Origin of the sequence: Eoetvoesiella sp. (assembly GCF_035555955.1) — a bacterium.
Lineage (GTDB): Bacteria > Pseudomonadota > Gammaproteobacteria > Burkholderiales > Burkholderiaceae_B > Eoetvoesia.
In genome coordinates this window covers 37,690-59,617 of record NZ_DATMGA010000027.1, presented here as the reverse complement: position 1 = coordinate 59,617, position 21,928 = coordinate 37,690, and the positions used below count along the sequence as shown (strand labels likewise).

Annotated in this window: 18 protein-coding genes; 10 read left to right on the top strand and 8 right to left on the bottom strand. The window is 60.3% G+C overall.

What is annotated here, in order from left to right:
* Positions 1–48: 48 nt before the first annotated feature.
* From VNT00_RS07725 to VNT00_RS07715, 3 genes are all read right to left on the bottom strand, one after another.
* On the bottom strand, positions 49–1,698 hold the full coding sequence (locus VNT00_RS07725) for a bifunctional 3-(3-hydroxy-phenyl)propionate/3-hydroxycinnamic acid hydroxylase (protein WP_325586132.1): 1,650 nt from the start codon (positions 1,696–1,698) through the stop codon (positions 49–51).
* Between the two features lie 156 nt (positions 1,699–1,854).
* Positions 1,855–2,406 (bottom strand): VOC family protein, encoded by a 552-nt coding sequence (locus tag VNT00_RS07720; RefSeq protein WP_325586130.1) that lies wholly within the window; start codon positions 2,404–2,406, stop codon positions 1,855–1,857.
* 59 nt (positions 2,407–2,465) lie between these two features.
* Positions 2,466–3,314 (bottom strand): fumarylacetoacetate hydrolase family protein, encoded by an 849-nt coding sequence (locus VNT00_RS07715; protein WP_325586128.1) that lies wholly within the window; start codon positions 3,312–3,314, stop codon positions 2,466–2,468.
* A gap of 278 nt (positions 3,315–3,592) precedes the next feature.
* Here VNT00_RS07715 and VNT00_RS07710 point away from each other — a divergent pair, with 278 nt between their 5' ends.
* Together VNT00_RS07710 and VNT00_RS07705 are read left to right on the top strand one after the other, a co-directional pair.
* On the top strand, positions 3,593–4,174 hold the full coding sequence (locus tag VNT00_RS07710; protein WP_325586126.1) for an amino acid synthesis family protein: 582 nt from the start codon (positions 3,593–3,595) through the stop codon (positions 4,172–4,174).
* Between the two features lie 207 nt (positions 4,175–4,381).
* Entirely contained in the window at positions 4,382–5,545 is a 1,164-nt protein-coding gene (locus VNT00_RS07705) for a TGL-type protein-glutamine gamma-glutamyltransferase (protein WP_325586124.1), read from the top strand.
* Between the two features lie 95 nt (positions 5,546–5,640).
* Here VNT00_RS07705 and VNT00_RS07700 read toward each other — a convergent pair whose 3' ends face one another.
* From VNT00_RS07700 to VNT00_RS07690, 3 genes are all read right to left on the bottom strand, one after another.
* On the bottom strand, positions 5,641–6,756 hold the full coding sequence (locus VNT00_RS07700; RefSeq protein ID WP_325586122.1) for an NAD(P)-dependent alcohol dehydrogenase: 1,116 nt from the start codon (positions 6,754–6,756) through the stop codon (positions 5,641–5,643).
* A 60-nt stretch (positions 6,757–6,816) separates the two neighbouring features.
* Positions 6,817–8,280 (bottom strand): aldehyde dehydrogenase family protein, encoded by a 1,464-nt coding sequence (locus VNT00_RS07695; protein ID WP_325586121.1) that lies wholly within the window; start codon positions 8,278–8,280, stop codon positions 6,817–6,819.
* 72 nt (positions 8,281–8,352) lie between these two features.
* Positions 8,353–9,615 (bottom strand): flavin-dependent oxidoreductase, encoded by a 1,263-nt coding sequence (locus VNT00_RS07690; protein ID WP_325586119.1) that lies wholly within the window; start codon positions 9,613–9,615, stop codon positions 8,353–8,355.
* A 105-nt stretch (positions 9,616–9,720) separates the two neighbouring features.
* Here VNT00_RS07690 and VNT00_RS07685 point away from each other — a divergent pair, with 105 nt between their 5' ends.
* From VNT00_RS07685 to VNT00_RS07655, 7 genes are all read left to right on the top strand, one after another.
* The gene (locus VNT00_RS07685; RefSeq protein ID WP_325586117.1) at positions 9,721–10,662 is read left to right on the top strand and encodes a LysR family transcriptional regulator; all 942 of its coding nucleotides are present in this window, start codon (positions 9,721–9,723) and stop codon (positions 10,660–10,662) included.
* A gap of 114 nt (positions 10,663–10,776) precedes the next feature.
* A complete protein-coding gene (locus VNT00_RS07680; protein WP_325586115.1) occupies positions 10,777–11,820 on the top strand; it encodes an aromatic ring-hydroxylating dioxygenase subunit alpha in 1,044 nt (347 codons plus the stop codon).
* Positions 11,821–12,033: 213 nt separating this feature from the next.
* Positions 12,034–13,191 (top strand): ABC transporter substrate-binding protein, encoded by a 1,158-nt coding sequence (locus VNT00_RS07675; protein ID WP_325586113.1) that lies wholly within the window; start codon positions 12,034–12,036, stop codon positions 13,189–13,191.
* Positions 13,192–13,255: 64 nt separating this feature from the next.
* Positions 13,256–14,119 (top strand): branched-chain amino acid ABC transporter permease, encoded by an 864-nt coding sequence (locus VNT00_RS07670; protein ID WP_325586111.1) that lies wholly within the window; start codon positions 13,256–13,258, stop codon positions 14,117–14,119.
* Positions 14,112–15,173, top strand: coding sequence for a branched-chain amino acid ABC transporter permease (locus VNT00_RS07665; RefSeq protein ID WP_325586109.1), 1,062 nt, complete (start codon positions 14,112–14,114; stop codon positions 15,171–15,173). Before VNT00_RS07670 ends, VNT00_RS07665 begins: the two co-directional genes overlap by 8 nt.
* A complete protein-coding gene (locus VNT00_RS07660) occupies positions 15,170–15,925 on the top strand; it encodes an ABC transporter ATP-binding protein (RefSeq protein WP_325586107.1) in 756 nt (251 codons plus the stop codon). Before VNT00_RS07665 ends, VNT00_RS07660 begins: the two co-directional genes overlap by 4 nt.
* Positions 15,919–16,617, top strand: a complete 699-nt coding sequence (locus VNT00_RS07655) for an ABC transporter ATP-binding protein (RefSeq protein WP_325586105.1) — start codon at positions 15,919–15,921, stop codon at positions 16,615–16,617. Before VNT00_RS07660 ends, VNT00_RS07655 begins: the two co-directional genes overlap by 7 nt.
* Positions 16,618–16,686: 69 nt before the next feature.
* Here VNT00_RS07655 and VNT00_RS07650 read toward each other — a convergent pair whose 3' ends face one another.
* Together VNT00_RS07650 and VNT00_RS07645 are read right to left on the bottom strand one after the other, a co-directional pair.
* Positions 16,687–17,154 (bottom strand): cyanophycin metabolism-associated DUF1854 family protein, encoded by a 468-nt coding sequence (locus tag VNT00_RS07650; RefSeq protein WP_325586103.1) that lies wholly within the window; start codon positions 17,152–17,154, stop codon positions 16,687–16,689.
* 18 nt (positions 17,155–17,172) lie between these two features.
* Positions 17,173–19,419 (bottom strand): cyanophycin metabolism-associated ABC transporter, encoded by a 2,247-nt coding sequence (locus VNT00_RS07645; RefSeq protein WP_325586101.1) that lies wholly within the window; start codon positions 19,417–19,419, stop codon positions 17,173–17,175.
* Between the two features lie 251 nt (positions 19,420–19,670).
* Between VNT00_RS07645 and VNT00_RS07640 the strand changes: the two genes are divergently transcribed.
* Positions 19,671–21,890: a cyanophycin synthetase gene (locus tag VNT00_RS07640; RefSeq protein ID WP_325586099.1), complete on the top strand. Its 2,220-nt coding sequence runs from the start codon at positions 19,671–19,673 to the stop codon at positions 21,888–21,890.
* The last annotated feature ends 38 nt before the right edge of the window (positions 21,891–21,928 follow it).

Genomic DNA, 21,928 nt, shown 5'->3' with positions numbered 1-21,928 from the left:
GAAGGGAAGATGAAGCGATTTTATGCGTAAAACGTGACTTACTGCAAATTATTCGGGCGGAATTTCGGCTTGTTTCCGCGCCTGCGCCGTGGGTTCGCCAGGCTGCGGGTGCGACGAGCCCGACGCCAGTCTATGCCGCAAATCGTCCAGCAGCGCCACGGCCTGTTCGCTGGCGACGCAGGCGCCGAATACATAATGGTCGGGCCGCACCAGCGCGATCCTGCAGCCGTGGCCGGCCATCCAGCGCTGCAATACGCCGTCTCTTTCCTGGAAATCGCAGGCTTCGCACGGCGATTCGGACTGCATGCCATTGACGAGTCTTACCAGGGCCAGCGGCAGCGAGGTAGCCTGCCGCCAGTCCTCGACGGCGGGTCGCAGCGCGGAAAGATCGATGTCGTGGGCGACGGCCAGGCGGAACGAGGCGCCGGTGAATTCGTCCAGCAAGCCCGCTTTGCCCTGGGCGTCATGGACGAAGGGTTGCGGGAACAACTCGCCTTGGGCGCAAGCCAGGTCCGGCGCGGCGATGAAGCCGCCCGAAAGCCCGGGAATCAGGGATTGCCGTACGGTGGGCTCGGGGTGCGCCTTCATATCGGCCAGCATGCGTTCGTCGCGCTCGGCGGCCTTGGCGGGGTCGCGTTCGCAGATGACCCGGCCCAGTTCTTTGGTGACCAGCGTGGTGTGGCGCACGTGGGGCAGCCGTTCTTCCTGGTAGGAATCGAGCAGTTCGGGGGCGGCAAGGCCCTTGATGAGCATATCCAGCTTCCACACAAGATTGGCGGCGTCGCGCACGCCCTGGCACATGCCCTGGGCCATGAAGGGCGGCGTCATGTGGGCGGCATCGCCCAGGAAGAAAACCTGGTCGCGGCGCCATTGCCGCAGTACCAGCGCGTGGAAACGGTAGGCGGCGGAGCGCCAGAATCGGTAGTCCTGCGGCGCGAGCCAGCGGGCCAGCAGCTTTTCGACGGCGCCGGGCTGGGCCAGGGCTTCGGGTGCTTCGCCTTCGTTGATCATGAATTCCCAGCGCCTGTGGCGGCCCGGCCCGACGATGTAGGTGCATGGCCTGGCCGTTTCGCAATACTGGATGTTGGTCTGGGGCAGGCTATCCAGCGCATGCGGCTCGACCATGATGTCGACCACCAGCCAAGGTTCGTCGAACAGCAGGTCTTCCATGTCGAGGCCCAGCATTGAACGCAGGGTGCTGGACCCACCATCGCAGGCCAGGACGTAGCGGGCGGAGACGCGGCGCTCGGCGCCCTGGGCATTGCGCAGCGTGAGCTGCTGGCCGTCCGGGATGGGGCTGGTGGCGACGGCTTGCGTGCCAAGCTCGATCCGCACGCTGGGCAGCGACAGCGCTTTCTTGCGCAGCGCGGCTTCCAGGGCGGGCTGGGAGAATACATAGTTGGCTTCCCAGCCCAGCGGCAACGGCGGGCTGGCCGCCACGATGCGCTTGAGCACGCGCGAGCCGCTTGTGTGGTATTCGCTGGTTCGATAAGGCATGACGTGCCGGGCAATGTCGCCGGCCACGCCGATATTGCCCAGGATCCGCATGATTTCGTGATCCAGGCCGAACGCGCGTGGCTTGTCGTAGATTTCCGTTTGCTTGTCCAGCGCCAGGACCTTCAGGCCGCGCTGGCCCGCCAGGTTGGCGGCGACGGCGCCCACGGGCCCCAAGCCTACAATGACCAGATCGAAATCCATAAAAATTCGTCCCAAAGTCTGGGAGGGCAACCCCTTCCATTGGCGGTTCCAGCCCAAGCCCCGCTTGTTGAATGCTCAATGGCGGCCGTGCCGGCAGTTCCGGCTGCCAATGCCCGCCAGATGTGTGCGCACCGACGTCTTACGTCTTGTGTGCGTTCAGGCGCGCAGGCGCTCGATGCGTTCGCGGGTGGCCCGCATCCATTCGTCGCGAGTCATGAAGTCGGGGCGGCGCTGGCACATGGCCTTGGTCGTGGCGATGATTTGTTCGCTGGACTGTGTAAGATCCAGCGGTTCGCGGCACGGCTGATGGGTGTAGAAAGGCGTATCGACGTACATTTCCAGCGGGTTGCCCTCAGGATCCCTGAAATACATGGACCAAGCGTTGCCGTGATCGACCTGATCGATGTCGTTGAACTTGAACTCGACGGCTTTTTTGTAGAAAAGCCGCAGGTCGTCCAGCGAGTTGAGCAGGAATGACAACTGGTTGATGGGATTGAAGGGCAGGTTGGCGGGCTTGCCCTCGAACAGCACCAGTTGGTGGTGGATTTCGGGATTCTGGGTCAGGAAGAACAGGCGGTGCCCGGTGGAGGCGACGCCTTCGTCGCTGACGACAAAGCCGATTTTCTGGCAGTAGTAATCGACCATCATGGGCAGGTCGGCGCAGAAGATCCCGGTGTGCGTGAAGTTGATTTGAGGCAGTTTGGACATGCTTGTCTCCCGGCGCGACCCTTTTTGCAAGGGCTTTGCGCCGTTGTCGTGGTGATGGGTCAGGTTTCGTCGACGACGGGGTTGGACAGCGTACCGACCCCGGGAACGACGACGTCGAAGGTGTCGCCGTCTTTCAGGAAGACGGGCGGCGTGCGCTTGAAGCCGATGCCGCTGGGCGTGCCGGTGGCCAGGATGTCGCCCGGGTGCCACGGCAGGGCTTGCGAGATGTAGGCGATAAGCGCGGGAACATCGAAGGCCAGTTCCGACAGCTTGCCTTCCTGCATGACCTGGCCGTTCAGCACGCCCTGGATGGTCAGGTTGCGGTATTCGGGGATTTCATCGGCGGTGACCAGCCAGGGGCCGACGGCGCCGGTCGCGCGGAAGTTCTTGCCCATGCCGTATTGGTGGGTGTGGAACTGCCAGTCGCGCACGCTGGCGTCGTTGAAGCAGGTGTAGCCCGCAACGTGTTCCATGGCGTTGGCCGGGTCGATGTGCGAACCGCCCTTGCCGATGACCACGGCCAGTTCCGCCTCGAAGTCGAAGTGGGTGGATGCCTTGGGGCGCAGCAGAGGTTTGCCGTGGGCCAGCACGGTTTCCGAATAGCGCTGGAAGATGACGGGGTAGTCACCGACCTTGCGTCCGGCCTCTTCGGCGTGCTTGACGTAATTGATGCCCACGCAAACCACTTTGCGGGGGTTGGGGATGACGGGATCCAGATCCACCGAGGCCAGCTTGCGATCGGGCTGACCCTTGGCGACGATGTCCTGGGCCTGCTGCAGTTGCTGCGCGTCGGCGACGAGGCTTGCCAGGTCGGGCGCGGCGACGCGGCCGCTCAGTTCGATGACGCCGTCGTCGACGACGGCGCCAAAACAAGCCTTGCCGTCGCGGTGGTAGGAAATCAGTTTCATGGTCTTCTCCGGATATAAGAATGGATGGATGGTGCCGCGGCATTTCCCCTTGGCCGGATTATAGGGGTAAAATAATTTTTGTGCATAAAAAATTTTATTTGCACAAAATAAGCGGGACAATCTTTGTATACTGCGCTGTCGGCAATGTGCTTGGACAAGTTCGGCGCTTGCGCTGCGGTGTACCGCAGGCGTGTCCGGCATAGGCCTTCGACATGGCCCGGCGTTCGGGGCCGGGGCGCAAAGGCCGCCCGCACCCATAGTCTATTCAGGAGATTTCAATGTCGCTCGTCAATGTGCGCAAGTACAAGCTGGATGTGGAAGAAAGTTGGCATGAAGGCGGCCCCCGGCTGGAAACGCCGCTGCGGGTGGCCGTGGCAAGCGCCATTGTCAAGAACCCCTATGCGGGGCGCTACGAGCAGGACCTCCTGCCTTTCATGGCCGAACTGCGGCAACTGGGCAAAGAACTGGCCACGAACGCGGTGCAGGCCCTGGGCGGTGCGGCCAACGTGCAGGCATACGGCAAGGCCGCGCTGGTGGGCGAAGACGGCGAACTGGAGCACGGCGCGGTCTGGCATGAAGCCGGCGGCTGGGCCATGCGCGAACTGCTGGGCGACCCCAAGGCCATCGTGCCTTCGGCCAAAAGCATCGGCACGGTCGGTACGCGGCTCATTATTCCGCTGGCGCATATTCACGCCGCCTATGTGCGCAGCCACTTCGGCGCGGCCGAGCTGACCATCTGGGACGGCCCGCGGCGCGACGAGATCGTGTTCGGTCTGGCCATGGCAACCGGCGGCCGCATCCACGCCCGCGTCGGCGGCCTGCAGGAAAAAGACGTGGTGGGCAAGGACGGCCTGCGCTAGGAGCGTGGGCCGCGCGCCCCGCTGCATTGCGCCGTCTCCGGCGCGCCAGGAATGTTTCAGTCGGCTTCCTTCGGGCATTCCATGGTTTTTCTGTAAGCAAAACCCCGGTATGCTATTGCGTATCGGGGTTTTGTTTTTTGCCTTGAGGGCGGCCCGGCCGCGTTGGCGGTGCAGCGTGGGGGCATTCGTAATTTTTAGCGAGTCACTATGACGGAAGCAATTCATCCAATTCAATTGGGTGTGGGTGGAATCGAACTGCATGGCAGGGCGGCGCGGCTGGATGCTGCGCAGGAAAGCGGGCTTGAGTACCTGCATGAACTGGGGCTGGATCCCTACGTGGTCGTCTCCCGGCACAAGGGGCCGGGCGGCCACGTCATTCGCTATCGCCTCAGCGAAGCCTTCGCCCACGACTGGGCGCCCCAGTACGACAGCACCATGCTGTGCCGCAAGCTGGGGCTCGACGTCGTCAACAAGTCCGACGACCTCGATCGTGAAATCGTCCTGGCCATGCTGCTCGGGCCCGTGGCGTTTTCCTATCCCAACATCGAAGAGCTCGAATCAGCCGTGCGCGTACGCCGCAACATCGTTCAGAACGCGCGCAAGACGGCGCTGGCCTTTGACACCGAAGAAGCCGAACGCCCCACCGAATACTGGAGCTACTCGGAAGCCACGGGCTTCATCCTGAATCCCGGCAAGCCCATCATCGCGGCGCTCCAGGCCGCCACCCAGCCCGATGCGTCGGGCAAGCTGTATTCGTTCTCGTGCTACCGGGCAACCGAATACGTGTTGTTGCTGGGCCTGGCGCAAGAGCTGGCGCGCAGCAACCCCAAGCTGCTGAGCCAGTTGCAGCATCAATGGGAAACCCGCGCCATCATGTCCGGCCCGTTCCACGATGCTTTCCTGAAAGAATACGGCACCCTCAACGAGCCCCTGCCCATGCGCTACTACGTGCCGGGCGACCGTGTGTGGTTCCGCAACCCCGACGAGCCCTCCTCCAATGCCGAAGGCTACGAGGGGTCGTGGGTCATTTACATGGGCGATGGTCTGTTCACCAATTTCTGGAAGCGCGACCAGCCTTTCAACCTCACCACCAAGTGCGTCGAGCTTTACCATTGGCGCCACGCCACCTTCATGGGCAAGAACGGCAAGCTGCAGGTCGACGACAACATCGTCGACGACCGCGTGCGCCAGTCGTTGACCAGCCCCGCCGAGATCGAGCGCATTCTCAAGGAAATGCTGCGGCTGCGCGAACCCGCCGGCGTGTACGTAAACGGCGGCTGCATCGACGCCACGCGCGAATACGTGCGCTGCATTCGGCCGGGCACCGCCGAAATCTACCTGCCCGATGGCGGCGACGACAAAAAAAAATAGCTTCTTCCCGGGCCGGCCAAATCTTTTGCAATCCGGCGGCCCGAAGTTTGCATGGGCTGCCACTGGTGCGGTGGTTGTCGCGCAGGCGTCCCCGCTCAGACGCCTGGGATTGGCATGCGGATGACTGGCTTGATGGCTTTTCCGCTTTCCATGTCGTCCAGTGCGGTATTGATGTCGTTCAGCTCGTAAAAACTGATTAGCCGGTCGAAGGGGAAGCGTCCCTGATCATAGAATTCAACGAGTTGAGGGATGAAGATGTCGGGGTTGCTGTCGCCTTGATGAATGCCCCGTATGGATCGGCCGCCCAGCACCATGGAAAGAATGTTCGCGTTGACATCCGCGCCCTTGGCTGTATTGATAAGGCCGCACACGCCGCGCGGGGCCAGGTGTTCCACGGCCTGGCGTATGGCCTTGAGATTGCCGGTCGTGTCGACGATGTGGTTCAGGCCGTAGCTGCGGATGGCTTCGATCTGGGCGAACGTGTCTTCCCGCGATGCGTCGATGGCATGGGTGGCCCCCAGTTCGATGGCCATGTCCAGGCGCGAAGCCTTGGTATCCACGGCAATGACGGTTGCAGCCCCGGCCAGGCGCGCCGCCATGACAGCTGCCAGTCCCACCGAGCCTGTGCCGAAAATCCCCACATGGTCGCCGGGGGCGACTTTCAGCGAGTTGAGGATCGAGCCCGCTCCCGTCTGTATTCCGCAGCCCAGCGGCCCGAGGATTTCCAGTGGAATATCCTTGCGCACGGGGATGGCGTTGCGTTCCATGCAGATGGCATGTGTTGCGAATGAGGACTGCCCAAAAAAGTGGCTATAGGTCGGCGCTTCAGCGCCGGCGAAGGCGGTCGTGCCATCGCGGCGCTTGCCCCCGAAATTCAACGTGGCAAGTTCATGGCAGTAGGCGCTGTGCCCTTGATAACAGCTTGGACAATGCCCGCAGGTATTGAACGTCATGACGATGTGATCGCCGGGCTTGACCTTGCTGACCGCGGACCCGACCTGCTCGACGATGCCGGCGCCTTCGTGTCCCAGGACGATGGGCTTTGGCACGCGCGTGGGGGAGTCGCGCATGCCGATGTCGGTATGGCAAATGCCTGTCGCCACGACACGCACCAGGACTTCGTCCTTGCGCAGCTCGCCTAGCTGAAGGGTCTCGATGGATAGCGGGGCGCCGGTTGCCTTGCACACCGCGGCTTGTACTTGTGTCGTCATGGTTTTTGTCCGGGTCGGGCTGGAGGCCGGGCAGCGGAGCGCGGCTCCCCGATCCGTATATTAATGATTGGTATCGAAATAAAAATGCTTGGTCTGCATGAAGTCGTTCAGCCCTTCCTGGCCATGCAGCTTGCCGTAGCCGCTGTCGCCGTAGCCGCCGGTTTCCGCTTCCGCGAAAAGCCGGTTGTGCGCATTGCGCCACACGGTTCCGAACTTCAGTTGCGACGCCACGCGGCGGGCCCGGATGCCGTCTTCGGTCCAGACGCTGGCCGCGAGGCTGTAGCGTGTGGCGTTGCTGCGTTCCACGGCTTGGGCTTCGCTGCTGAAACGTTCGATGACCAGCAGCGGGCCGAACAGTTCGTCCTGAATGTACGGCGAGTTCAGGTCGGCCACTTCGACCAGGCTGGGTTGGATGAAGGCGCCCTTGGCCAAAGGCCCCGACGGAATTTCGCCCTTGAACAGCACCTTTTCTTCGCGTTCGGCTCTTTCAACCAGCGTTGCAATGCGGTCCCGGTTGTGTGTATCGATCAGGCATCCCATTTGCGATTGTGGGTCGTTGCCGAACCCGACCCTCAGGGCCTTGAGCGCCTGGACGAGCCGTTGGCTGAATTCCTCGTAGATAGCGTCGGCCACCAGGACCCGGGCAATGGCGGTGCACTGCTGGCCGGCCATGACCATGCCGCCGGCGACGACGCCGGCAACGGTTTTTTCGATATCGCAATCGTCGAAGACCACCGCCGGCGCCTTGCCCCCCAGTTCCAGCGACAGCCGTTTCAGGGTGGGGGCGGCAGCCTGGGCGATAAGCTTGCCCACGCGGCTGGAGCCGGTGAAGCTCAGCACATCGACATCGGGCGATTCGGACAGATAGCGCGACACCTCGGCGCCCGATTCGATGACGGAATTGACGATACCCGGCGGCACGCGTGTATCGTTCACCAGGCACTCCATGACGAGGTTGTGCGCCACGGAGGTTTGATGCGCGGGCTTGATGACCACGCTGCAGCCCGCGGCCAGGGCGGGGGCAAGAGAGCGGATGAGCAGGGTGACCGGCGCATTCCATGGAAGAATGATGGCGGCCACCCCTGCCGCCTCGCGGTCGAGCGAAGAATAGCAGCCTGGCTCGATTTCCAGTATGCGGCCGAACAGGTTGCGCGCAAGGCCGGCGTAGTACTTCAGTTCGGAAATGCCGGCCATGATTTCTCCGAGCGCCTCGCGTCGCAACTTGCCGTTGACGGTGACCAGCCAATCCGCGATCGGTTCCTTCTGCGCATCGAGCTTCAGGGCAAAGTCCAGCAGCACATCGGCGCGCATGCGCGGGCTATGGCGCCACGGGGTTTGCGCAAATGCTTTTTTGGCGGCCGCCACGGCAGCCTGGCCTTCCGCGAGCGTGCCTTCGCAAAAGCGGGCCGCAACCTCGGACGTAGCGGGGTTCAGGGTTTCGCCGATTCGGGCGGGCTCGTTCAACGCTGAGATCCAGCGTCCGTCGATATAGTGCTTTGCAGTCGTAATTGTCGTGGTTGTCATGTTCGTGCGCTCTAAAAGCGGGAGTTGTTCGGCCATGGAGTCTTCCGTGCAAGGATCTTCCCGCGGTTCGTTTCAGGAATTGGATGCCGCGGGGGTCTTGCGCAGGTCTTCGACCTTGAAGCCTGCCACGCGTTTGTACCGGTTCGATATCTCCAGCAGGTCCGCCTGGCTGATCACGTCGTCGAGATTCTTGAACGGCTTGCCATGAGTTCGCTCGTGCACCTCTTTGAGTATAGTGTCCGGCGGCGCGACTCGGTTCATGAGCACCACATCGCCGGTGGCCTTGACGCGGATGCGGTCGTATTCGGCAAGAGCCTGCGGAGTAAGGCCGAATTTCTTGAGCTGCTGCACCAGGCAGGGCGCATCCAGGATGGCCTGTCCCGCGCCGTTCGATCCGCGCGGCACCATGGGGTGGGCCGCATCGCCCAGCAGCGTAATGCGCCCGAAGCTCCATTGCGGCAGCGGATCCTGGTCCACCATGGGGTACTCCAATATGGTTTCGGTCTGCTGGATCATGGCGGCGACGTCGAGCCAGTCGAAGTGCCAGTCTTCGAAGGCGGGGAAAAAGTCTTCCAGCCGGCCCGCTCCGTTCCAATCGCGCTGGGCGGGACGGGGCGATTCGATTTCCGCCACCCAATTGATCAACTGATTGCCTTGCTCGTCGATATTGTCGCGGATAGGGTAGATGACCATTTTCCCGACCGAAAGCCATCCCGCGCGAACCATGCTGGCTCCCGACAGAAAAGGTTTCATTGGTGTTGTGCCGCGCCACATGTTCACGCCCGAGTAGCGAGGAGCCCCTTCGTTCGGGTAAAGCTGCTTGCGGATGGCGGAATGTATGCCGTCGCACGCCACGATGATCGAGGCTTGAATCGATGCGGTCCCGCCGCTTGAACATTCAAAATTGGCTGTGATGCCGGTCTCGCTTTGCGTGGCGCTTGTGCATCGGTGGCCGAACAGGACGGACTCGCTGCCAAGGCGATTCTGCACGGCTTGCAGCAGTATGCGCTGCAGGTCGCCGCGGTGGATGGAGAACTGCGGCCAGTCGTACCCGGCGGCGCGTCCCGCGGGTTCGCTAAGCACGAATTGCCCGAACTTGTTGAAGAAGATGGATTCTTTGGTGGTAATGCCGGTTGCTGCCAGTGTGTCCATCAGCCCCAGGCCATCCAGGACGCGCACGGCGTGAGGCAGCACATTGATGCCGGCTCCCAGCGGCTTGATGGCTTCGACCGCTTCGTAGACGCGGCATGAAATTCCAGCTTGATGCAGACTCAAGGCCAGGGTAAGCCCGCCGATTCCGGCGCCGACGATAAGCACTTCACATTTTTCTTCCATGATTCGTTTCCGCTGTATAAGGTGCAGGTTGACTCTTGCACCATTACAAAGGATTCGGATGTATTATGGAAATTTGAATATAAAATGAATTAATAAATAATTATTATGAATATATCATTCCGCCAAATCAAAGCATTCCTGCAGGTTGCTCGACTGGGAAACTTCACTCGCGCTGCCGAGAAAATGCATGTGACGCAGGCGGGATTGAGCATCATGATGCGCGAGCTCGAAATCCAGCTCAACTGCCGGCTGTTCGATCGCACGACGCGTATCGTCTCGCTGACAGCGGCGGGCGAGCAGTTCCTGCCCGTGGCGACCCGCATGGTCGCCGAGCTGGAAGCGTCCGCCGAGCAGTTGGGCGAAATGGCTAACAAGGCAAGGCAGGTGCTGCATGTGGGCGTGACGCCGCTGATCTCGTCCAATGTGCTGCCGCAGGCCTGGCAGTTGTTTCGCGCGAAGCATCCCGAGGTCAAGGTCAAGGTGGTCGACACCGATCCGTTGCAAGTGCAGGCTTTGGTTGAAGCCGGCGAGCTGGATTTCGGTTTGGGGGCGTTCTTCAAGCCGACGGCGGGAATCGAGATGGTGCCCTTGTTCGAATACCAGTTGATGTGGATCAGCGGCGGGCCGGCCGAACAAGAAGCCGGCGACGAGGCCACACGGGAGATGCCGGCCGGCGCGGTTTCCTGGTCTGCGCTGATGGAGGTGCCGCTTATCGGCCTGCCGCCCGAAAACAAGATCCAGCAATGGATCGAAGGCCATTTGTCCGACATCGGCCGCGGACACGAAGACCGGCCCACCTTCAATAATTTCGAGACGCTGATCGCCATGGTCGCGGCTGGCATGGGCTCGGCCATCGTGCCTTCTTATGCCGCGGCCGCGTGCCGGCGTCACGGCGTACGGACCGCCATGCTTGCCGAGCCGGCGGCGCGCCTGGATTTCTACCGGATAACGAAGCGCGGCCGCGCCGCGGCCAGCACCATGGACGATTTCATCGCGGCCTTTATCGCCGCGGTTCCCAGCCTGCCGCTTGGGGAGACAGGCGATTAATAAATTTTTATTGTCATCTAATAATATATTTAAATTTCCCTTATGCATTGACGCGTTATTTAATAGTCCTCAAGGGCGTTCCGGTACATCGGTAACTCTATCTGGAGAGACTTTATGTTTATAAAAAATGGGTGGTATGTTGCCGCTTGGGGCAACGAGATTGGGCGGGAATTGACGCAGCGCTGGATTGCCGGCGATCCATTGGTTTTATATCGCACTGAGGCGGGCAAGGTTGTAGCTCTTGAAGACCGGTGTCCGCACCGTCGCGCATCGCTGGCTAAAGGGCGTTTGGTAGGCGATACCGTTCAGTGCGGTTATCACGGAATAACCTTCGATTGCCTGGGTAGCTGCGTGCATATTCCGGGCCAGGAAAAAATCCCTGGTTCGATGGCTGCTCGTGCTTATCCCGTTTTGGAAAAATGGCAATGGGTGTGGGTATGGATGGGAGATCCCGACGCTGCCGATGAATCTTTGCTGCCTGATTTTCACTACAACGATGCACCCGGATGGGTGGCGACAGGCGGTTGCATTCCAGTCAAGGCAAATTACCAATTGCTGACGGATAACCTGCTTGACCTCACGCATGAAACATATGTGCATGGCAAGACAATCGGCAATTCGGCCATTGTTGAGACACCCATCAGTTACCGCGTCGAGGGTAATGAAGTGCACGTCGAACGCATTATCCGCAATGCGCCTCCACCTCCTTTATTCCAGCAGGTACGAAATTTCGAAGGCAATATCGATCGTTGGCAGATCATTCGATTTCAAATGCCTGCGCATATTTCAATCGATGCGCGAGGTCTTCCGGCGGGAACCAACGATATCGAGCGCGGCATGCGATGGTTCTCCATCAACTCCATAACTCCGGTCAATGAGCGCAGCAGCCTTTACTACTGGACCATTACACGATGTTTTTCTTTGGAAGACGAATCTCTTACCAAAGTGGTCAGCGATCAAATCTATAAGACATTCATGGAGGATGTCGAGGTGCTGGAAGCGCAGCAGGCACTGATAGAAACGGATCAGCGAAGAAAGGCTGAAGTCAGCATCCGGGCGGATAGCGGATCTGTTTCCGCCCGTCGCATCGTACAAAGGCTGGTGGAAAAAGATGCCTCGACGACGAGCGAGCGCATGATTCCCGAGGTGGCCCAGTAATTGGCCTCAGCATCGATGTTTTCCACCGATTCCGGCGCTTGAGCCGCATCGGGCGGGTTCCATCAAGCAGAGAATGTCCGTGAAGCTGCATTGCGAGAGAGGCTTGCTGCCAGAGCGTTGGACGGTCCGGTTTGCGCCTGATATCTAAAAATAAGGCCGCCTGTTCTTCGCGGGCGGGCCTGATCATCCGATATAAATAATGGAGACAATATCATGGGTTATAAAAAATGCCTGGCTGCCATTACGTTGGCGGCCTTAGCCGGAGCTGCGGGAGCTCAGGAAGTGAAGATAGGGCTCGTTACGACGCTCACAGGGCCATTGGGCGCCCTGGGAAAGCATGTGCGCGATGGCTTTGAGCTGGGCGTGGCCGAGGCGGGCGGCAAGTTGGGCGGCCTGAGCACCGAGGTCATTGTGGAAGACGATCAGTTGCGGCCGGACGTGGCTTTGCAGGCAGCCAACAAGCTCATCGAACGTAACAAGGTGCAGGTTATTACGGGCGTGATTTTTTCCAACGTGGCGATGGCTATTGCCAAACCCGCTATCGACAACGAAGTGTTCTTTATTAGTCCCAATGCAGGTCCTTCCCAGTTGGCGGGAAAACAGTGTTCCCCTTATTTTTTTGCGACTGCCTGGCAGAACGACCAGCCTCACCAGGCCATGGGCGAATACCTGCAAGAGCAAGGTGTGAAAAAGGTATATTTGATTGCGCCGAACTATACCGCGGGCAAGGATGCCTTGCGCGGATTCAAGCGCGCGTATAAGGGCGCCATTGTTGGCGAAACCTATGCAGCGATGAATCAATTGGATTTTGCCGCGGAAATTTCCAAGATCCGGGCAGCCAAGCCAGATGCCTTATATGTTTTTTTATCTGGCGGGATGGGTATCAACTTTACCAAGCAATATGCCCAGGCCAATTTGACCAACGAAATCCCCATGTATTCCGCTTTTACGATTGACAGCATTACGCTGCCCGCCATTGGGGACGCGGCCGTTGGCACTTACCAGACTAATTTGTGGAACGCGGACCTGCCCAATAAGGCAAATAGGCATTTTGTTGAAAGCTTCCAGAAGAAGTACGGCTATTTGCCTTCGAATTTCGCCGCGCAATCATACGATACGGCGCGTTTACTGGATAGCGCACTGCGAGAGGCGGGCGGCGCTTCCAATAAAAAAGCCTTTGCCGCTGCGCTAAAGAAAGCCCATTTTGAGTCGGTGCGAGGGTCATTTTCCTTTAACACCAATAACTTCCCAATTGGCAACTTCTATCTGCTGAAGGTGGTAAAGCAAGCCGATGGAACAGTCCGGCAAGTTACCGAGAAAACAGCGCTGGTCGACGCTAAGGATGCTTACTACGCGGAATGCAGGATGTAGGCGGCGAAAGTCAGAGGTAGGAACTGGCTGATTTTCCTTTTGTTTCAAGTATCGGGAGTGGGCCTTGTTACTGTTTTTTGAGCAACTGCTTAATGGTGTGCAATTTGGGATGATGTTGTTTCTTATGGCCGCGGGCTTGACCCTGGTGGTCGGCATTATGAACCTCATCAACCTGGCGCATGGTGCGCTTTACATGGTGGGTGCCTTCTTGGCGGTCACCTTTTCACTGTTGACGGGCTCGTACTTATTGGCTGTAGGGCTTGCGGTCGCTTGTACGGCTCTCATCGGACTGGCGATCGAATTTCTCGTTTTGCGACCGCTATACTCGCGCGATCATCTTGATCAAGTGCTTTGTACGTTCGGCCTGATCCTGTTCTTGAATGAGCTTACTCGTTTTATTTGGGGGGCTACTCCTCTCCGGTTGGATATCCCCGCTTGGCTCGACTATTCCGTCAGCCTCGCGGGCATCGACTACCCTGGATACCGCTTGATAGTCATTCTGGCCAGTGTCGCAGTGGCTATAGGGCTTTATTTCCTCATTGGACATACCCGTATCGGGATGCTTATTCGCGCAGGAGCCTCGGATCGCAAAATGATCATAGGTTTAGGCGTAAATATTGCATTGCTCTATTCGCTGATTTTTGCCCTCGGAGCCGGGTTGGCGGCTCTGGCGGGTATTTTGGCTGCACCCATTTTTACCGTTCAGGTAGGTATGGGAGACCACATTCTCATCTTGACGCTTGTGGTTATCGTTATCGGTGGCATTGGCTCGGTTCGCGGGTCCTTTGCCGCCGCGATCGTTGTCGGGGTCATTGATACTCTGGGGCGGGTAATGCTGCCCTCTGGTTTTGGCAATGTCATCATTTACTTGCTCATGGCTGTCATCTTATTTTGGCGCCCTCGCGGCCTTTTCCCATCTCATGCCTGAATCGACTTCCCTGTTTCGCTCTGCTCTGTTCGACTCTCTCGTCTCGGCACCGCCGGAGAAAAGGTATCCAGTCGAGTTTTGGCTAGGGGCTCTCTTCTTCATTTTGCTGGCCTGCGTGCCGTGGCTTGCCTCCTTCCTGGGCGAACCCTTTTATGTTCGGCTGCTGATGCGGATGATGATTTTTTCCATCATGGCCCTCAGTTTGAATTTGATTCTGGGCTACGGCGGCATGGTGTCATTTGGCCACTCGATGTTTGTTGGGGTTGCGGCGTATGTGGTTGGAATTCTGGGGTATCACGCCTACGAAGCCAATGCACTTGCCATTGGTCCCTTTCAGATTCAAGGCTCCTTGAATGCGTTGTTTACGTGGCCGATAGCCGTGGCCGCCACGGCTCTTGTGGCATTGATGCTTGGCGCGGTGGTTTTGCGTACCAGCGGCCTGTACTTCATCATGATTACTCTGGCACTGGCTCAGATGCTGTATTTCCTGGCTGTGTCCATGGAAGACTACGGCGGAGAGGACGGGCTTCAGGTAATGGGGACCCAAATGCTGGGCAATCTGGATCTAAGCCATCGCACGACGCTTTATTACGTGGTGTGGGTTTGCTTGTGCGGCGTTTTTCTGGGTTGCAGAACTCTCGTCAATTCACGATTCGGCCTGGTGCTCAAGGCAAGTCGCCAAAATGCCGACCGGCTCCGTGCGATCGGGTTGCCCGTGTTTTGGTACAAGCTGGTTGCGTTCGTGATTTCTGGAGCGATCGCCGGCTTGGCGGGTGTGTTGCTGGTAAGCAGCCAGTCGTTTGTAAGCCCTGCGGACATGGCATGGACGAGGTCCGGAGACCTGATTGTCATGGTTGTCATCGGCGGCATGGGGTCATTGTTTGGACCGGTGCTCGGCGCCTTTTTCTACCTGGCTGCAGAGTATGTGCTAGGCAATATAACGGAATACTGGCAGATGATCATGGGGCCTTTGTTGATAGTGATCGTGTTGTACGCGCGCACTGGAATCGTTGGCGTATTTCTTGGCGCGGGCGAACGGAAAAATCGGATATGAGCGATCCTATTCTTGAGGTGACGCGTCTGTTCAAGAGTTTCGGCGGCTTGTCCGCTACGGACGATCTTTCCTTGTCCATTCGCCGCAATGAGACTCACGCGATTATCGGCCCCAATGGCGCCGGTAAAACGACGTTGTTGGCTCAGCTATCGGGGCAGCTCAAGCCTACATCTGGCTCCATTGTGTACCAGGGTATGGATATCACCCAATGGGATGTGGTGAAAAGAGTGCGTCGAGGTATTGTGCGCTCCTTCCAGATCACGTCTCTTTGGCCGCAGCTGAGTGTCTTGGAAAATGTAATGTTGGCCGTGCAAGCGCAACAGGGGCATGCTTTTCATTTTTTCCGCGCTGCGACGGCGGTTCGGAATCTGATCGGGGCGTCTTGCGAGTTTCTGCATATGGTCGAGCTGGAAGCCAAGATGGGCGCTCAGGTTTATTCGTTGTCCCACGGGGAGCAGCGCCAACTGGAACTTGCCGTCGCGTTGGCGACACGCCCCGATTTGCTGTTGCTGGATGAGCCTTTGGCAGGCATGGGTGGCGATGACAGCCAGCGTATGGTCGATCTGTTGCATAAGCTCAAGGGGCAGTACACCATTGTTTTGGTCGAGCACGATATGGACGCGGTGTTTTCCTTGGCGGACAGAATCAGTGTTTTGGTTTACGGGCGTTGTGTCGCTACCGATACGCCGCTGGCAATTCGCGACAATGAAGAGGTTCGTGCCGCCTATCTGGGAGAAGAGGCAATATGCTGAAAATCAGTAATCTGACTGCCAGCTATGGGCTTAGCCAGGTTCTATTTGGCGTAGACCTCGAGATTGGGGCGGGGGAGGTCGTGGGATTATTAGGGCGCAACGGCATGGGAAAGACATCGACCATCATGTCGACAATGGGCTTGATTCAGGCAAGCGGGATCATTGAGTTCAATGGCAAGCCATTGCATAAATTGGCCGCATACAAAATTCCCCAGGCCGGCATTGGTTTGGTGCCCGAAGGCCGGCACATTTTTCCCAATTTGACTGTAAAAGAGAATCTGGTGGCGACGGCGACGAATCGTCGGCATGCTGATAGTCCATGGAACTTGGCGCGTGTGCTCGATCTCTTTCCACGGTTGGGTGAGCGTCTGGGTAATTATGGAAATCAATTGTCTGGAGGTGAGCAGCAGATGTTGGCGATCGCTCGAGCTTTGATGACAAATCCGCAATTGCTTATTCTGGACGAGGCGACCGAGGGACTGGCTCCTTTGATCCGACTGGAGATTTGGCGGTGCCTCGACGAGCTGAAAAAGCTGGGCCAGTCCATTCTTGTCGTGGACAAGAATTTGAGCCATTTGATTAAGATTGCAGACAGGCATTATGTCCTTGAAAAGGGGCGTGTTGTCTGGACAGGTTCTTCCTCGGAATTGGGCTCGGACACTGCTGTGCAACGACAATACCTGGGAGTTTGATCCGCGGAGCGTGGCACGCTCGAAGCGGTATGGGTGGTGTGAGCGCCGCCGCGTTAGTTTATATAGCCGCTACAAAAAATGATCCAGCAGCCGGCGGCTGGCTTTGTCCAGCGCCGGTACGTGGCGGATGAGGAACTGCACGCCGCTGTAGTCGGCGATCAGCAGGGTGCCGGTCGATAGGCGGCGGATGTCTTCCTCGCCCTTGAGTACCAGTTGGGCGGGACCGCGGTCGGTTTCCACCTGCCAGCGGCTGGGCGTGGCAAAGCTTGAAACGCTGACGATGCGTTGGATTTCGGGTGTGAATTCGCGGCTGGCTAGCTCTTCCCGTATAAGCTTCAGGGTCTCGGGCGCGAGTTCGTCGGGGCCTTCTATCCAGACCAGTTCGGAGCCGTCGGTGCCCACCAGGGCCAGGCCCGCGCCGGGGTCGGAAATGGGAAAGCTGCGTACCGGGATCACCGGCACTTCGCGGCCCGACGGGGTGCGAAGCAGCAGGCAGCCGAAGGCGTCGCGCCGCAGGTGCAGGTCAAGTTGCGTCATGGCTTGGCTGTGTCCGGTTCATAAGCTGGCTTCCTCGGCGTCATCGTCGTCCCAGGTGCCAAGGGGGTCTTCGCCCCGGGCCTGGGCCTGGTACAGGCGGGAATAGGCGCCGTTTCTGGCCAGCAGTTCGTCGTGCTTGCCGACTTCCACGATCTTGCCCCGGTCCAGCACCACCAGGCGATCGGCCTGGTGCAGGGTGCTGAGACGGTGGGCGATGGAAATCGTGGTGCGGCCGCGGGTCAGGTTGTCCAGGGCCTTCTGGATTTCCTGTTCGGTGGTGGTGTCCACCGACGAGGTGGCCTCGTCCAGGATGAGGATGCGCGGGTTGATGAGCAGGGCGCGGGCGATGGAAATGCGCTGGCGCTCGCCGCCCGACAGGGCCTGGCCGCGCTCGCCCACCAGCGAGTCGTAGCCGTGGGGCAGGCGCAGGATGAATTCATGCGCATTGGCCGCGCGGGCCGCCGCGATGATTTCCTTGTAGGTGGCGTTGGGCTTGCCGTAGGCGATGTTCTCGGCGATGGTGCCGAAGAACAGGAAGGGCTCCTGCAGGACCAGGCCGATGTGCTTGCGGTATTCCGAGACGGGCAGTGCGCGGATGTCCAGCCCGTCGATGCGGATGGAGCCCTCGGTTACGTCGTAGAAGCGGCAGATGAGGTTGACCAGGGTGCTTTTGCCCGATCCGCTATGGCCCACCAGGCCTATCATTTCGCCCGGCGCAATGTTCAGGTCGATGCCGCGGATGACGGCGCGGTTGCCGTAGCGAAAGCCGATGTTGCGCAGTTCGATGCGGCCCTTGACCTCGTCCAGGTGCACGGGGTGCGCGGGCTCGGGCACGCTGGAGACGTGGTCCAGGATGTCGAAGATGCGCTTGGCGCCCGCCGCCGCCTTCTGCGTGAACGAGACGATGCGGCTCATGGAATCCAGCCGGATGTAGAAGCGGCTGATGTAGGTGAGGAAGGCGGTCAGCACACCCACCGTGATCTGGTCGCGCGATACCAGCCATATGCCGAAGCCCCAGACCACCAGCAGGCCGACCTCGGTCAGGAAGGTGACGGTGGGCGAGAACAGCGACCATACCGCATTGACCCGGTCGTTGATGACCAGGTTGCGGTTGTTGGCCTCGCGAAAGCGCCCGACTTCGCGGCGCTCCTGGGCAAAGGCCTTGACCACGCGGATGCCCGGAATGGTGTCGGCCAGCACATTGGTCAGTTCCGACCAGATGCGGTCGGCGCGCTCGAAGCCGTGGCGCAGGCGGTCGCGCACCAAATGAATGAGCCAGGCGATGAAGGGCAGGGGAATCAGCGTGACCAGCGCCAGCCAGGGGTTGATGGAGACCAGGATGACGGCCGTCATGACGATCATAAGCACGTCGGTGGCGAAATCCAGCAGGTGCAGCGAAAGAAAAATACAGATGCGGTCGGACTCCGAGCCGATGCGCGAGATCAGGTCGCCGGTGCGCTTGCCGCCGAAGTATTGCAGCGACAAGGTTTGCAGGTGCTGGTAGGTGGCCGTGCGCAGGTCGGCGCCGATGCGCTCGCTGACGCGCGCCAGGATGTAGGTGCGGCCCCAGCCCAGCACCCAGGCCAGTATCGACGAACCCAGAAGCCCGCCCAGGTACAGGCGCACCAGGCCCCAGTCTATGGGCGTGCCGTTCTGGAAGGGAATCAGCACGTCGTCCATGAGTGGCATGGTCAGGTACGGTGCGACCAGTGCGGCGGCGGTCGAAACCAGCGTCAGCACGAAGCCGGCCAGCAATTGCATGCGGTAGGGCTGGGCAAACCGCCACAGGCGCAGCAGGGCCCAGGTGGAGGGCGGGGAGGGCGGGTCGCCGTCTTCGTCCAGGCTTTCGTCGTAGTCTGTTCCGGGGCGGACGAACTGGCCCTGCGCCGCGGCGCATTGGCGCTCGAACTGGGCGATAAGACGCAGCGCGGCCGGGTTGCAGCCCAGCGTATACCGCCATTTGGCAAGCTGTGCCTGCGTATCCAGCAGTTCCAGCGAACCCACGCCGGCGTGGTCGTGCTGAATAAGGGCCAGCCCCGGGCGGTAGGCCCATTCGCGCCAGTCGCCCTGGAGGGATTCCCTGGCCAGCAGCCGGCGGTCGGTAACGACCAGCAAGCCCTTGGAAAACTGCAGGTCGGTGTTGAGGTCGAGCTCCAGGCTGGCCAGAACGATTTCGTGCTCCCGCAGGTGTTTTTCCAGCTCGGGCAGCCAGAAAGAGGAAACTTCGGCCAGGGGGGTGTCCACCTTATTTGCTTCGGGATTCATGGAGTAAATGCGGTGTTTTTGGCACAGAATGCGTAAGGTGCTTGTAAGGAAGGGTGAACACGCGAAATTTGCTTGCTTTGCGCACTGGCTAGGAGTTTAATTTGCTTCTCTTGCGGCTAGCTCCGCAATTCTCTTCTCTTTGGTTGCGCCTGGCAAATGCATCTGTCATTTTTCCGCTTCCGGCTATAAACGGCATCGTTCGTCCGAACTGTGTTGCCTTCCCCTTTTCTTCCAGACTCCTTCATCTCAAGATGAACAAAAAACACATTGAATTTATCAAGATGTTGTCCCTGCGCGGGCCCAGCATCTGGGCCTACAGGCCAATTATCGAGGCTTGGGTCGATATCGGGGATCTGGAAGACTTTCCGTCCAACACCATCCCGGGGTTCAACGAACGGCTTTCCGCCTGGCTGCCGACCCTGGTCGAGCATCGCTGCAGCGTCGGCGAACGTGGTGGTTTTTTACAACGTTTGCGTGACGGAACCTGGCCCGCCCACATCCTGGAACACGTCACACTGGAACTGCAAAGCCTGGCCGGCCTGCCCGGCGGCCTGGGACGGGCCCGGGAAACCCCTGTGCGCGGGGTGTACAAGGTGATCGTGCGCGCCTGGTACGAGCCCGTGACCCGCGCGGCGCTGTATGCCGCCCGCGACCTGGTCATGGCCGCCATCGAAGACCGGCCCTACGATGTGCAGGGCGCGGTCGACGAACTGCGCGAGCTTACCGAGTCGCTGCGCCTTGGTCCCAGCACGGACAGCATCGTCAACGCCGCCGACGACCGCGATATTCCCGCCATTCGCCTCAGCGAGGTCAACAACCTGGTTCAATTGGGCTACGGGGCGGCGCAGCGCCGTATCTGGACGGCGGAAACCGACCAGACCAGCGCCATCGCCGAGGGCGTGTCGCGCGACAAAGACCTCACCAAGACCCTGCTGCAGGCCTGCGGCGTGCCGGTGCCCGAGGGGCAACTGGTGGAAACGGCTGAGGAAGCCTGGGAGGCGGCCGAGTCCATCGGCCTGCCCGTGGTCGTCAAGCCCATGGACGGCAATCATGGCCGCGGCGTATTCACCAACCTGGCCACGCGCGCCGAAATCGAGACCGCCTTTGCCGTGGCGGTGGACGAGGGCAGCGGCGTGGTGGTCGAGCGCTTCATCCAGGGCGACGAGCATCGCCTGCTGGTGGTGGGCGACCGTATGGTGGCCGCCGCGCGCGGCGAGGTGGCCTCGGTGGTGGGCGACGGCGTCAGCACCATCGAAGATCTCATCGAAAGCCAGATCAATTCCGACCCGCGCCGTGGGCGCGACGAAGACCACCCGCTCAACGTCATTCGCCTGGATTCCGCCGCCCGGCTGGAAGTCGGCCGCCAGGGGTATAGCGCCGAATCCGTGCCCGAGCCCGGCAAGACGGTGATCATCCAGCGCAGCGGCAATGTTTCGCTGGACGTGACCGATCTGGTCCACCCCTCGGTGGCCTCGGCGGTTACCCTGGCGGCGCGCGTCGTCGGCCTGGACATCGCCGGCGTCGACCTCGTGGCCAGCGACATTTCCCGCCCTCTGGAAGAGCAGGGGGGCGCCATTGTCGAAGTCAACGCGGGCCCCGGCCTGCTCATGCACATCAAGCCCGCGCAAGGGCAGCCCCGCCCGGTGGGCGAGGCCATTGTCGATCACCTTTTCCCGCCCGGACAGGCCGGCCGTATTCCTCTTGTGGGGGTAACCGGCAGCCATGGCAAGACCACGGTGGCGCGCATCGTGGCCCGGTTGCTGCAGCTCAACGGCCTTTCCATTGGCCTGGCCTGCAGCAATGGCCTGTTCTTCGGCCATCGCCATGTCGAAAGCAAGGATTGCGCCAACTGGCAGCAGGGCCAGCGGGTCTTGATGAACCGCGCCGTCCAGGCCGGCGTCATTGAAAACAGCAGCCGCGTCATTCTTACCGAAGGCCTGGCCTATGACCGTTGCCAGGTGGGCATAGTCACGAACCTCGATCCCGCCGACACACTGCCCGATTTCTACGTCGACGACGTCGATCGCATTGCCAATGTGTTCCGCACCCAGGTCGACGTGGTGCTGCCCGGAGGCGCGGCGGTGCTGAACGCCGACGACGAGCCGGTGGCAGCCATGGCCGGCCTGTGCGACGGCGACGTGGTGTTCTTCGGCATGGACGGCAAGGGGGCCGTGATGGCCGGGCATCTGGCCGCGGGCAGGCGCGGGGTGTTCGTGCGTGACGGCGCGATCATCCTGGCTCACGGGGCCGACGAAAACCGCCTTACCGATCTGGCGGCCGTGCCGCTTACGGAAGGGGGCGCGCAGCTTCAACAGGTGCGGAACGTGCTGGCGGCGGTGGCCGCCGGCTGGGCCTTGAATATCGACCCCGCCCTGATGCGCACCGGCGTGGAGACTTTCGGCCTGGAGTCCGCCGCGGCGATGCAGGTGCGGCCGGACAGCGCGGCGCCGGCGCTGGAAGTGGCGGTATGAGCGCGGGCCGGAGCGCAAGCAGGAATCAGCCCGGCCGA